10 protein-coding genes and 1 riboswitch are annotated in these 13,323 nt (G+C 38.7%); all 10 genes read left to right on the forward strand.

Annotation, left to right across the window (positions count from 1 at the left end; all coding sequences use genetic code 11):
* Positions 1 to 20: 20 nt before the first annotated feature.
* The 10 genes from cysD to I600_RS14780 all read left to right on the forward strand — a co-directional run bounded on the left by cysD (position 21) and on the right by I600_RS14780 (position 13,323).
* Positions 21 to 971 carry a sulfate adenylyltransferase subunit CysD gene (cysD, locus tag I600_RS14735; RefSeq protein WP_058105317.1) on the forward strand — a complete coding sequence of 317 codons (951 nt, stop codon included), beginning with the start codon at positions 21 to 23 and terminating at the stop codon, positions 969 to 971.
* 82 nt (positions 972 to 1,053) lie between these two features.
* The gene (locus I600_RS14740; protein ID WP_058105362.1) at positions 1,054 to 2,301 is read left to right on the forward strand and encodes a sulfate adenylyltransferase subunit 1; all 1,248 of its coding nucleotides are present in this window, start codon (positions 1,054 to 1,056) and stop codon (positions 2,299 to 2,301) included.
* A 111-nt stretch (positions 2,302 to 2,412) separates the two neighbouring features.
* Positions 2,413 to 4,503: a HEPN domain-containing protein gene (locus I600_RS14745; RefSeq protein WP_058105318.1), complete on the forward strand. Its 2,091-nt coding sequence runs from the start codon at positions 2,413 to 2,415 to the stop codon at positions 4,501 to 4,503.
* A gap of 3 nt (positions 4,504 to 4,506) precedes the next feature.
* The gene (gene cobA, locus I600_RS14750) at positions 4,507 to 5,310 is read left to right on the forward strand and encodes a uroporphyrinogen-III C-methyltransferase (protein WP_058105319.1); all 804 of its coding nucleotides are present in this window, start codon (positions 4,507 to 4,509) and stop codon (positions 5,308 to 5,310) included.
* 112 nt (positions 5,311 to 5,422) lie between these two features.
* Positions 5,423 to 6,484, forward strand: coding sequence for an NAD(P)/FAD-dependent oxidoreductase (locus tag I600_RS14755; RefSeq protein ID WP_058105320.1), 1,062 nt, complete (start codon positions 5,423 to 5,425; stop codon positions 6,482 to 6,484).
* 159 nt (positions 6,485 to 6,643) lie between these two features.
* Positions 6,644 to 6,753, forward strand: a riboswitch (SAM riboswitch).
* Between the two features lie 79 nt (positions 6,754 to 6,832).
* Positions 6,833 to 7,822 carry a homocysteine S-methyltransferase family protein gene (locus I600_RS14760; RefSeq protein ID WP_058105321.1) on the forward strand — a complete coding sequence of 330 codons (990 nt, stop codon included), beginning with the start codon at positions 6,833 to 6,835 and terminating at the stop codon, positions 7,820 to 7,822.
* 64 nt (positions 7,823 to 7,886) lie between these two features.
* On the forward strand, positions 7,887 to 8,234 hold the full coding sequence (locus tag I600_RS14765) for a four helix bundle protein (protein ID WP_058105322.1): 348 nt from the start codon (positions 7,887 to 7,889) through the stop codon (positions 8,232 to 8,234).
* Entirely contained in the window at positions 8,231 to 10,987 is a 2,757-nt protein-coding gene (metH, locus tag I600_RS14770; protein ID WP_245188897.1) for a methionine synthase, read from the forward strand. The genes I600_RS14765 and metH overlap by 4 nt, the downstream gene beginning before the upstream one ends.
* Positions 10,988 to 11,163: 176 nt before the next feature.
* Positions 11,164 to 12,117, forward strand: a complete 954-nt coding sequence (gene metF, locus I600_RS14775; RefSeq protein ID WP_058105323.1) for a methylenetetrahydrofolate reductase [NAD(P)H] — start codon at positions 11,164 to 11,166, stop codon at positions 12,115 to 12,117.
* Between the two features lie 108 nt (positions 12,118 to 12,225).
* Positions 12,226 to 13,323, forward strand: a complete 1,098-nt coding sequence (locus tag I600_RS14780) for an acyloxyacyl hydrolase (RefSeq protein WP_058105324.1) — start codon at positions 12,226 to 12,228, stop codon at positions 13,321 to 13,323.

Here is a 13,323-nt window from a genome sequence, read left to right on the forward strand (position 1 = left end):
AATTGATCTAAAAAAGTATAATGAGTAATACAAGCACGGAATTGGAGGCAACCCCTTCTTTAGACCTTTTAAAAGATACTTCTCATATAAATGCCCTTGAAAATGAGGCCATTTATATCATTAGGGAGGTTGCAGCTCAGTTTGAGAAGCCGGTACTTTTGTTTTCGGGAGGAAAAGACTCGATCACATTGGTACGTTTGGCACAGAAGGCATTTTGGCCATCAAAAATTCCTTTCCCTTTAATGCATATTGATACAGGTCATAACTTTCCTGAAACCATAGAATTTAGAGATAGATTGGTAGAGGAGTTGGGTCTGGAATTAATTGTACGTAATGTACAGGATTCTATTGATCAAGGTAAGGTGAAAGAAGAATCTGGTAGGTATTCAAGTAGAAATAGCTTGCAGACAACAACGTTGTTAGATGCCATTGAAGAATTTAAGTTCGACGCTTGTATTGGTGGAGCTCGTAGAGATGAGGAAAAGGCACGTGCAAAAGAACGTATATTTTCTGTTCGTGATGATTTTGGTCAGTGGGATGAGCGTAATCAGCGCCCAGAATTGTTCGATATGTTGAACGGGCAAATAGAATTGGGTCAGAATGTAAGAGTGTTCCCTATTTCTAACTGGACGGAGCTAGATGTTTGGTCGTACATCAAAGAGGAGCAAATTGAAATTCCTTCCATCTATTTTGCACATAAGCGTAAAACCTTCTTAAGGGACGGTATGATCTGGTCTGCAGAAGATGGTATCGTATTTAGGGAAGAAGATGAGGTAGTAGAAGAACGTTTGGTGCGTTTTCGTACCGTAGGCGATATGTCTTGTACAGCAGCCGTTCTTTCAGATGCAGAAACGATTGATAAGGTAGTAGAGGAAATTAGGGATTCATCCATTTCAGAGCGTGGCGCGCGTATAGACGATAAGCGTTCAGAAGCGGCAATGGAAAAAAGAAAACAACAAGGATATTTTTAATCTGGTTGATAGTTGTTAGTTGTTCGTTGATAGTACATCACGAATAAAATTAACAACCAACAACCGACAACGAACAACGAAATTGGAAGTACTAAAAATAGCAACAGCAGGTAGTGTAGATGACGGTAAAAGTACCTTGATTGGGAGAATATTGTATGATACAAAGTCACTGACCAGCGATAAATTAGAGGCAATAGAAAAGACCAGTAAGCAAAAGGGATATGATTATTTGGATTTCTCTTTGGCAACAGATGGTCTGGTAGCGGAACGTGAGCAAGGTATCACGATAGATGTAGCCCATATCTATTTCTCAACGGCAAAGAAAAGTTACATTATAGCGGATACACCTGGGCACGTAGAATATACGCGTAACATGGTAACTGGAGCTTCAACTTCACAAGCGGCGATCATTTTGATCGATGCACGTAAAGGGGTAATAGAGCAAACTAATAGACACTTCTTCATCAATAACCTATTACGCATAAAAGATGTAGTGGTAGCTATTAATAAGATGGATCTTGTGGACTATTCTGAAGAAACCTACAATGCAATTAAAGCTGATTTTGAGGCATTGATGGCAAAGAGAGATTATCAAGATCAGAAAATCACTTTTATTCCTGTAAGCGCGTTGAAAGGGGATAACGTAGTAAACTTGTCAGACAAGACCCCTTGGTATAAAGGACAGTCTTTGTTGGAGCATTTTGAAGCATTGGATAGAAAGGATATTTTCAATGTGGGTACACCACGCTTCCCGGTGCAATATGTTATCCGTCCAAAAACGGATGAACACCATGATTTTAGAGGATTTGCCGGTAAAGTATATGGTGGCGAATTAAGCGTAGGCGATGAGGTAGTGGCGCTTCCATCACAGACACGTTCTAAAATAAAGGATATTTATTTTCATGACAAGAAATATAAAACGGCATCAAGGAGATCATCGGTAACCATAACATTGGAAGATGAAATTAATTTGAGTCGCGGAGATATGTTAGTGAAAGCGGGTGATTTGCCAACGGTAGACAAGCAATTTACGGCAACGATCTCTTGGATGGATTCATTGCCTCTGGCAGCCGGTAATAAATATATTGTTCAACATGGTGTCAATAAAGTATTGGCAAAGGTAGAGCAAGTGCACCATAAGATCGCTCCGGATTATTCTGGTATAGATGAGAAAACGGAGTCTTTGGGCATGAATGATATTGCTCAAGTGAGTTTCCGTTTAAATAAACCAATTTTCTATGATCAATTTAAAAATCACAGAACAAACGGTTCATTTATATTGATCGATACAAAATCCAACAGTACCGTAGGTGCAGGATTCATAAGTTAATATAAACATGTCAATTTTATATTGACTGTTTTTATTAAGTCTATAAAATCTATAGGCAAAATATAGTAATAATTTATATCGGTATTTATACTGAACATTTAATACTAAGCAATGCAAAGTTTTAGAACAGAATTAGAAAATCAGGTAGTTGAAAAGGATATTCTTGAATTGGAACGTAAAATTCATGAGTTTCATGGTGGCAAGCTGGATGAAGAAAAATTTAGAAGTCTTCGATTGGCACGTGGTGTTTACGGACAGCGTCAAGAAGGGGTTCAAATGATTCGTATAAAGTTGCCTTATGGTAAGGTGACCTCTAAGCAGTTGCTTCGTATTTGTGATGTATCGGACGAATATTCTACAGGTAGATTGCATATTACCACACGCCAAGATATTCAGATCCACTATGTAGATTTGAATAGAACGCCGCAGTTGTGGGCAGAATTGGAGAAAGATGAAATTACCTTAAGGGAAGCCTGTGGTAACACGGTACGTAACGTAACTGCAAGTGAAACGGCTGGTATTGATGTTGATGAACCTTTTGACGTTTCACCATATGCACACGCATTATTTCAGTATTTCCTTAGAAATCCTGTAAGTCAAGAAATGGGGCGTAAGTTCAAAGTTTCTTTTTCCGCAAGTGATGCAGATACCGGTTTGTCCTATATGCATGATTTGGGCTTTATTGCCAAAATACAAAATGGTGAAATAGGTTTTAAAGTAATGCTTGGTGGCGGATTGGGTTCCCAACCACGACATGCCGATGAGTTGTATAGCTTTTTGCCTGCGGATCAGATAATTCCTTTAATGGAAACCGTAGTTCGTGTTTTTGACCGTTACGGTGAGCGTAAAAGTAGAGCTAAAGCTAGAATGAAGTTCTTGTTGAAAGATTTAGGTCTTGACGGATTTAAGGAGCTTTTGGCGGCAGAGAAAACGGCTGTACCTTTTGATACTTTTCCAATAGACCCAGAAGCATATCCTAAGGTAAAGGTGTCAGAATTAGAGGTTCCGGCAGTAGAGATTAGTGACGTAAAAGCTTTTGAACAGTGGAAATCTACCAACGTAATACCACAAAAACAACCAGGTTATGTTGCTTTGGGTATTAAAGTGTTATTGGGTGATTTCTATACGGATAAAGCACGTTTATTGGCAAACTTGGTGCAGAAATATGCAGCGGGTGAGTTAAGATTATCATTACGTCAAAACATTTTGATTCCTTTCGTAAAAGAAGAGAACGTAGCATTCTTTTATACTGAATTGGAAAAGTTAGGTTTTGTTGAGGCTGGTTATAATAAGGCTCTTGATATCACCGCTTGTCCAGGTACGGATACCTGTAATCTAGGAATAGCAAGTAGTACGGGAATTGCAGAGGAACTGGAAAGAGTGATAAAAACAGAATACCCAGATTATATAAATAACGATGATGTTGTTATAAAAATCAGTGGTTGTATGAATGCCTGTGGGCAGCACAATATGGCAAATATTGGTTTTCAGGGCATGTCCGTTCGTACAAAGGATAAATTGGTAGCTCCTGCGCTTCAGGTATTGTTGGGCGGTAGCAATGATGGTAACGGTAACGGTCGTTTTGCGGACAAAGTGGTGAAAGTGCCAAGTAAAAGAGGTCCGGAAGCATTGCGTTTGATCTTAAATGATTTTGATGCCAATGGTGGAGATCTATCGTTCCCGGATTATTATGCTGAAAAAGGACAAATGTATTTCTATGATTTTCTTACTCCATTATCTTCAATAGATGATTTAACGCCAGAAGACTTTATAGATTGGGGTAATACGGAGCGTTATGAAAAAGCTATCGGTGTAGGTGAGTGTGCCGGTGTTGTTATCGACTTGATCGCAACATTACTTTTTGAAAGTGAAGAAAAAATTCAGAATGCACAAGAAATGTTCGATGCCGAAAAATGGTCTGCCAGTATCTATCACGCATATTCTTCTATGGTAAACTCGGCTAAGGCGATGTTGACCGCAGAAAATACAAAAGTGAATACCCATGTAAGTATCATTAAGGATTTTGATGAGAAATTTGTTGCCGATGGTAGAATTGCCGTAGCTGGCGGATTTAAAAAATTGGTACTTCAATTAAATCAGAACGAACCAACAAAAGAATTTGCACAATCTTACATAAAGGATGCGAAAGAATTTTTGGAAACTGTTGAAAAGTTCAGACAGCAAGAATTGGCAGAAGCATAGATAATGGCAAATCATTTACAACATATAAAGAAACCTAAATTGACCGTAGTTGGTGCAGGACCAGGTGATGTGGAGCTGATTACGTTAAAAGCGATCAGAACGCTGGAAAATGCCGATGTGGTTTTGTACGATGCTTTGGTGAACGAGGAGTTGCTGGATTATGCCAAGAATGCGGAATTGATTTTTGTAGGTAAACGCAAAGGATGCTATGCATATCAACAAGAGCAAATTAATGAGCTTATTGTAAGTAGGGCAAAATCTAACGGACATGTGGTGCGGTTAAAAGGAGGAGATCCTTTTGTATTCGGTCGCGGTTCGGAAGAAATGGAATATGCCGCCTCGCATGGGTTGCAAGTAGCCATGGTACCAGGTATATCGTCAAGTTTAAGTGTGCCTGCATATCAAAACATTCCGGTAACAAAAAGAGGTTCTTCAGAAAGTTTTTGGGTAATTACAGGAACTACAAAAGAGCATAAACTATCAACAGATGTTGCCCTAGCTGCAAAAAGTAGTGCTACGGTAGTCATATTGATGGGGATGTCAAAACTCCCTCAGATAGTAGAATTATTTAAGTCTGAAGGTAAATCGGAATTACCTATAGCTATAATTCAGAACGGAACGCGAAAGAATGAAAAAATAGGAGTTGCGACTATAGATACCATAGTTGATGTGGTGGAGAAAGAAAATCTTTCTAATCCTGCTATCATTATCATAGGAGAAGTAGTTAGACATCGTGAAGCGTTAGCGAAGGCAACTCATAAGTTTGCTGAAGAGCATGTCAGTTTTGTTGAAGTAAATAAAGCTTAGCATATTTAGTAAAGGATAAGTATATAGAATAAGTGAAATTAAAAGAAGCTAAAAAGTAGTTGTATAGAATGATGTCAACTTTGTAGAATTACTTTTTACTAAAAAGAGAATTATGATTAAAACAGATATGCTCATTATAGGAGCGGGACCTACCGGATTGTTCACGGTATTTGAAGCAGGATTATTAAAGTTAAAAACGCATTTAATAGATGCATTGCCACAACCAGGTGGTCAGTGTTCAGAGATATATCCTAAAAAGCCTATCTATGATATTCCTGCATTTCCAGAAATTTTGGCAGGTACTTTGGTAGACAACCTTATGGAACAGATAAAGCCTTTTGAACCAGGATTTACCTTGGGAGAAAGAGCGGAATCGCTAGATAAGTTAGAAGATGGTTCTTTTGTGGTAACTACCAATAAAGGAACAAAGCACAATGCACCTGTAGTGGTAATTGCAGGTGGTCTGGGTTCTTTTGAGCCAAGAAAACCACCTATTTCTAATATTGTAAACTTTGAAGATACAGGTGTTTCCTATATGATCAAAGATCCAGAAGTATATCGCGATAAAAAAGTGGTTATTGCCGGTGGAGGTGATTCTGCCTTGGACTGGGCTATATTTTTGACCGATGTAGCGGCAGAAGTAACCTTGGTACACAGAAGGGATGAATTTAGAGGGGCATTGGATTCCGTTGAAAAAGCATCTGAACTGGCGAAATTGGGTAAAATCAAGTTGATTACCAAAGCTGAGGTAAAAGAGCTGCACGGTGAAAATGAACTTAAGGCAGTAGTTATTAAGCACACGGACAAGGAAAAAGAAGATACTTATTTAGAAGTGGATAATTTTATTCCTTTATTCGGTCTGTCTCCAAAATTAGGTCCTATAGGTGATTGGGGCTTGGAAATTCAGAAAAATGCTATTAAAGTAAATAACGCAAAAGATTACCAGACCAACATACCGGGAGTATATGCAATTGGTGATGTTAATACTTACGAAGGTAAGTTGAAATTGATACTTTCAGGTTTCCATGAAGCAGCCGTTATGTGCCAATATGCATACCAGCAGATCAATCCAGGTAAGCGCTTTGTAATGAAATATACTACTGTTGGTGGTGTTGAAGGTTTTGATGGTTCTAAGAAGGAAGCAAAGAAAGAAGTAGTACAGAGTATCGCATAAATTAAATTATTTGAGTAGTACGGCCTCCGGATGCTTTAGACGTGTGGGGGCTTTTTTTGTGACATTTTTTAAGAATTTCGTTGGCTAAAAAAACCATTGAAGTCTTGGTAAAGAGCGAGTAGTGCCGTTACTTTGCAATTCGTTCCTAATTAAATTGTATTGTTATCAAGAAAGGCGGAGGGACTAGACCCTGTGAAACCTTGGCAACCCTTTCCGTAGTGGAAAAGAAGGTGCTACATTCTATCCTCATTCAAAAGGACAGATAACTAAAGAAAGAACATAATTACCTTCCTTTCCTTACTTGATATCATATATTTTAAAGCGAACAAATAATTTGTTAAGCGTAAAATGAAGGATATAAAAGAAATTTTAAAAGAGCGTATTTTAATACTGGATGGTGCCATGGGTACTATGCTTCAACGTTATAAGTTTACTGAAGAAGATTTTAGGGGAGAACGCTTTAAGGATTGGGAACATCCGTTGCAAGGTAACAATGATTTGTTGTCGTTAACGCAACCCGATGCTATAGCAGATGTTCACCGTCAGTATTTTGATGCTGGGGCAGATATTGTAGAGACCAATACCTTTTCCGGAACTACGATTGCTATGGCAGATTATTTTATGGAAGATTTGGTGTATGAGCTCAACTATGAATCTGCGCGTATTGCCAAAATGGTAGCAGATGAGTTCACTGCAAAAGAACCAAATAAACCTCGTTTTGTAGCCGGTAGTATTGGACCCACCAATAAAACGGCAAGTATGTCACCAGATGTAAATGATCCAGGTTATAGGGCTATTTCTTTTGATGAGCTACGTATTGCATATAAACAACAGGTAGAAGCTTTATTAGATGGTGGGTCGGATATTTTATTGGTAGAAACCATTTTTGACACCCTCAATGCCAAGGCGGCATTATTTGCCATAGAAGAAGTTAAAGAAGAACGAAATATAGATGTTCCCATAATGGTTAGCGGTACTATTACCGATGCATCCGGTAGAACGTTATCGGGTCAAACGGCCGAGGCATTTTTAATATCCATATCCCACATTCCTATTTTATCGGTTGGGTTTAATTGTGCTTTAGGTGCAAACCAGTTGGTACCTCATTTAGAGGTGTTGTCCACCAAAAGTGAACATGCGGTCTCAGCGCACCCCAATGCCGGTTTGCCTAATGCATTTGGAGAGTACGACGAAACTCCTGAGCAAATGGCGGAACAGATCAAGGAATACGCGGAAAAAGGATTGGTAAATATAGTTGGTGGATGTTGCGGAACCACTCCGGAACATATTACTGCGATTGCTGAGGTTGTGAAAAATTTTGCTCCGCGTCAGTTTTAGTTGTTGGTAAATAAATCGTTTTTCGTTGCACGTTAATGGTTTATCGTGGTTTTTTAAATATGATATGGATTATAAAGAATTAGATATTTGGGTACAGGCTAGGATGTTGGTGAAAACAGTATATGTTTTGACGAAGTCCTTTCCACAAGATGAGCAATTTTCTTTAACCTCACAGGTGAGAAGATGTGTTATATCTGTTCCTTCAAATATTGCTGAAGGTTGTGGAAGACAATCCAATAAAGAAACAATTCATTTTTTACATATTGCTAGAGGCTCCTTATTCGAGTTGGAAACCCAGTTGATTTTAGCAGGAGATTTAAATTATATTTCAGATACAGATATCGTTTTGAAAGAAATAGAAAGAGTGAAAAAGTTGTTGAACGGATTCATAAATTATCACAAGAAGTTATGAGTAAAGAAAACGAACAACGAACAACGAATAACGAACAACGTTTTCTAAAGCTTAGCGGCCTAGAACCCCTGATTGTAACTCCAGAAACCAATTTCATAAACGTTGGTGAGCGAACAAACGTTGCGGGTTCAAAAAAGTTTCTTCGTTTAGTAAAAGAGGAAAAGTTTGAAGAGGCATTGGCAGTGGCTAGGGAGCAGGTTGAAAATGGTGCCCAGGTTATTGATATTAACATGGATGACGGATTGATCGATGGTAAACAGGCTATGGTGAAATTTTTGAATCTTGTTATATCGGAGCCGGATATTTCTCGTGTGCCTATTATGATCGACAGTTCTAAATGGGAAATCATTGAAGCTGGTCTGCAAGTTGTTCAAGGTAAATGTGTGGTAAATTCCATAAGCTTAAAAGAGGGCGAAGAACAATTTATACACCACGCCAAACTCATAAAAAGATATGGTGCCGCGGTAATTGTTATGGCTTTTGATGAGGTAGGTCAGGCAGATAATTATGACCGTAGAATTGAAATAGCAAAACGTTCGTATGATGTTTTGGTGAACAAGGTAAATTTTGCACCGGAGGATATCATTTTCGATTTAAATATTTTTCCGGTAGCAACGGGAATGGATGAGCATAAATTAAATGCTGTCGATTTTATTGAAGCTACAAGATGGGTCCGTGAAAACTTGCCACATGCCAGTGTAAGTGGTGGCGTTAGTAATGTTTCGTTTTCATTTAGGGGCAATAACCCGGTGCGTGAGGCTATGCACTCGGTCTTCTTGTACCACGCTATAAAAGCGGGTATGAACATGGGTATTGTAAATCCGAGTATGCTAGAGGTGTATGATGATATTCCTAAAGACTTATTGGAATATGTAGAAGATGTTATTCTAAATAGAAGAGATGATGCAACGGAGCGCTTGCTAGATTTTGCCGAATCTGTAGTTGGTAAAACCAAGGAAAGTAAAATAGATCTATCGTGGCGAGAAGAACCTTTACAAGAGCGTATTACCCGTGCCTTGGTAAAAGGTATTGATCAATATATTATTGAAGATGTTGAAGAAGCCAGGTTGGCTGCCAATAAGCCAATTGAAGTTATTGAGGGCAACTTAATGACGGGTATGAACGTGGTGGGCGATTTATTCGGTAGCGGAAAAATGTTCTTGCCGCAAGTGGTAAAATCTGCCCGAGTGATGAAGAAGGCGGTAGCTTATTTATTACCCTATATTGAAGAAGAAAAGTTATTGAATCCGCAAGTTGGAGATTCTGATAATGCCGGAAAGATTTTAATGGCAACCGTAAAGGGCGATGTTCATGATATTGGTAAAAATATTGTGGGTGTAGTATTGGCCTGTAACAATTATGAGATCGTTGATCTAGGCGTAATGGTGCCACCAGAAAAAATTATTGCAGCAGCTATTGAGCATAATGTAGATATTATAGGGCTTAGCGGATTAATTACGCCATCATTGGATGAGATGGTGCATTTGGCAAAGGAAATGGAACGTAAAGATTTCAGTATTCCGTTGTTGATCGGTGGTGCAACCACCAGTAAGGCACATACCGCGGTAAAGATTGATCCACAATATAAAGAGGCAGTAGTTCATGTAAACGATGCCTCTAGAGCAGTAACCGTGGTGGGCGATTTGTTGCAAAAAGAAACATCTACGAGCTATAAGAAAAGTATAAAAGATGATTATGATGTGTTTAGGGAAAAGTTCTTGAACCGTTCATCTAGTAAAACCTATAAGCCAATTTCTGCAGCACGGAGAAATAAGTTTAAAATAGATTGGAAAACTTCTGAAATTGTAAAGCCGAACAAATTGGGTATTCAGGTGATCGAAGATCTAGATCTGAATGTTTTGGTACCCTATATAGATTGGACTCCCTTCTTCAGAAGTTGGGAACTGCATGGTAAATATCCTGCAATATTGACCGATGAGGTTGTTGGGGAACAAGCAACCGATTTATTCGCAGACGCTCAAGAGATGCTGAACAAGATAATTTCCGAAAAGAAATTAAAAGCTAAAGGTGTATTTGGACTGTTTCCTGCGAATTCCATTAATGACGATGATATTTTAGTCGATACTAGTTCAAGTTTAGAAGGGAATACTGGGTCGCCTAGCGGAGCCAAAACAGATGGGAACTATACTTTCCGTACCCTTCGCCAACAATTAGAGCGTAGGGAAGGAGTCGCAGATTATGCCTTGGCGGATTTTATTGCTCCAAAAGAATCTGGGAAACAAGACTACATGGGTTGTTTCTGTGTATCCACAGGTTTTGGTACGGCAGAAATGGCGGCGCAATATGAGAAAGACCTAGATGACTATAACTCCATCATGGTAAAGGCATTGGCGGATCGTTTAGCCGAAGCATTTGCTGAATACTTGCATAAAGAAGTGAGAACAGCGCATTGGGGTTATGCCGCCAATGAAGATCTGAGCAATGAAGATTTAATAAAGGAATCTTATAAAGGTATTCGTCCTGCGCCTGGTTATCCTGCTTGTCCCGATCACTTGGAAAAATTGACCATTTGGGATGTTCTGAAAGTAAAGGAAACCATAGGTGTGGAGTTAACAGATAGTCTTGCCATGTGGCCGGCCGCATCTGTAAGCGGATATTATTTTGGTAACCCGGAAGCCCGTTACTTTGGTCTTGGTAAAATAAAACTGGATCAAGTAAAGGATTTTGCGGAACGAAAGGGGATTTCGTTTGAAGAAGCCGAGAAATGGCTTGCACCAAATATAGTGGACTAATGCGTTAGGGATTGCAGCGGCATCTTTTTCTATTTCTGAACTGTGCCAATGTTAAGTAAAAAGAGTTGTTGAAATAGAAAAAATATAGCGAAAAGCCCGCCCGAACGCCCAAAGAAGAATTAAAGTAAATAAGCCTCTTGAAGGTTTGCTCATAACCAAGAGTAAAAGAATATAAAATGAAAGTTACAGACCATATCACCAATGCAAAGGGAAAAACACTTTTTTCTTTTGAGATCGTACCGCCGGTAAAGGGGAGAAATATTCAGGAATTGTACAATAATATTGATCCTTTAATGGAGTTTAACCCTCCGTTCATTGATGTGACTACATCGCGTGAAGAAACTATCTATATTAAAAAAGAAGGGCTTTTAGATAAGAAGACTACACGTATGAGACCTGGTACTGTGGGTATTTGTGCATCTATTCAACATAAATATAATGTAGATACGGTGCCTCATGTGCTTTGTGGCGGTTTCACCAAGGAGGAGACGGAATACTTGTTGGTTGATTGTCATTATTTAGGCATACAGAATGTAATGGCTTTACGTGGTGATGCCCGAAGTGAGCAAAAATATTTTGAGCCTACTGATGGAGGACACCCGTTTGCTATAGATTTGGTAAAGCAGATCCAGGATTTGAATAAAGGTAAATATTTACATGAAACCGTGGAGAGCGAACACAGTAGTGAGTTCTGTATAGGGGTGGCGGGTTATCCGGAAAAACATTTAGAATCTCCATCATTACAATCGGACCTAAAGCGATTAAAGGAAAAGGTAGATGCCGGTGCGGATTATGTGGTTACGCAAATGTTCTTTGATAATAAGAAGTATTTTGAATTTGTAGAAGCTGCAAAGGAAATAGGAATTACCGTACCTATTATACCGGGCATTAAGCCTATTGCCGTAAAGAGGCACATGCAATTATTGCCGCAGGTGTTCAGAATAGATATGCCACAAGATTTAATAGAAGCTGTTGATGCTTGTGCCACCAACAAAGATGTACGTAAAGTAGGTATAGAATGGGCAATTCAACAATCTAAGGAATTGAAGGCGGCAGGTGTTCCTGTATTGCATTACTATTCTATGGGGAAATCCGATAATATTAAGGCAATAGCGGAAGCACTATTTTAAAGGTTTAAAAAGTATTTAGTAGATCGTATTACGAACAAAATGTCCGATAATGATAATACTTTGTACTTAATACTTCGTACTTGATACTTATAACTATTTTTGCCTACAATGAATTTTAAGTTTCTAACCATTGTAATGCTATCGGTAAGTTTTTGCTTTGCGCAAGAAGCTATCGAGAAAAAGAAGTACACGCTTGATGCCAATCAGTTCTATGGTTCCATCATACTGCACAATCCAGATATTTCGCATTTGATCACATCGCACCCGGCAGGGGTTATTTTAAGTTATAACCGCAAAACATACGGGGAAGAAGAATGGGAAGAGTTGTATAATTATCCGGATCTGGGTTACTCTTTTATTTATCAGAATACGAACAACAGCACGTTGGGCGATAATTATGGTTTGTATGCGCACTACAATTTTTATTTTTTTAGGCGGAACATGCAATTACGCGTAGGGCAAGGTATTGCATACGCTACTAATCCGTACGATAAAGAGACCAATTTTAGAAATAATGCCTACGGCTCGGATTTTTTAAGTTCAACCTATTTAATGTTGAACTATCATAAAGAGAATATTATAAAAGGATTGGGTTTTAAGGCAGGTGTGTCCGTAATTCACTATTCCAACGCCAATTTTAGGGCACCGAATACGTCTACTAATACCTTGGCATTTAATGCCGGTTTTGTATATGATCTAGATGGTGGTGCTGAAATTGATTATGTACACAGGGAAAAAGAAAAATTGACTGAGCCATTGCGTTACAATTTTGCGTTGAGAGCTGGTTTAAACGAGAGTGATGTTATTGATTCCGGTCAATATGGCTTTGTAGTGCTTTCTGCCTATGCCGATAAAAGGGTTGGAAGAAAAAGTGCTCTTCAAGTGGGGACAGATGTATACTTTTCTAATTTTTTGAAAGAGTTGATCAGGTATCAAAGTATTGCTTTTCCAGAGAATAATGTAGATGCCGATGATGATTATAAAAGGGTAGGTGTATTTGCGGGTCATGAACTGTTCATTAATGAAATGTCCGTCATTTCACAATTTGGCTACTATGTATATTATCCGTTCGATTTTGAAGGTCGCACCTATTTGCGTGTGGGATTAAAGCGCTATTTTGGAGATAAAGTTTTTGGGGCGTTAACCTTAAAGTCTCACGGTGCAAAAGCGGAAGCGGTAGAATTTGGGATAGGAATACGATTGTAG

Source organism: Maribacter dokdonensis DSW-8, from assembly GCF_001447995.1.
Lineage (GTDB): Bacteria > Bacteroidota > Bacteroidia > Flavobacteriales > Flavobacteriaceae > Maribacter > Maribacter dokdonensis.

Coding starts and splice junctions, on each gene's coding strand:
- metH (WP_245188897.1), top strand. CDS start 8,231: ATGAGTAAAGAAAACGAACAACGAACAACGAATAACGAACAACGTTTT.
- I600_RS14780 (WP_058105324.1), top strand. CDS start 12,226: ATGAATTTTAAGTTTCTAACCATTGTAATGCTATCGGTAAGTTTTTGC.
- cobA (WP_058105319.1), top strand. CDS start 4,507: ATGGCAAATCATTTACAACATATAAAGAAACCTAAATTGACCGTAGTT.
- I600_RS14765 (WP_058105322.1), top strand. CDS start 7,887: ATGGATTATAAAGAATTAGATATTTGGGTACAGGCTAGGATGTTGGTG.
- I600_RS14760 (WP_058105321.1), top strand. CDS start 6,833: ATGAAGGATATAAAAGAAATTTTAAAAGAGCGTATTTTAATACTGGAT.
- metF (WP_058105323.1), top strand. CDS start 11,164: ATGAAAGTTACAGACCATATCACCAATGCAAAGGGAAAAACACTTTTT.
- cysD (WP_058105317.1), top strand. CDS start 21: ATGAGTAATACAAGCACGGAATTGGAGGCAACCCCTTCTTTAGACCTT.
- I600_RS14755 (WP_058105320.1), top strand. CDS start 5,423: ATGATTAAAACAGATATGCTCATTATAGGAGCGGGACCTACCGGATTG.
- I600_RS14745 (WP_058105318.1), top strand. CDS start 2,413: ATGCAAAGTTTTAGAACAGAATTAGAAAATCAGGTAGTTGAAAAGGAT.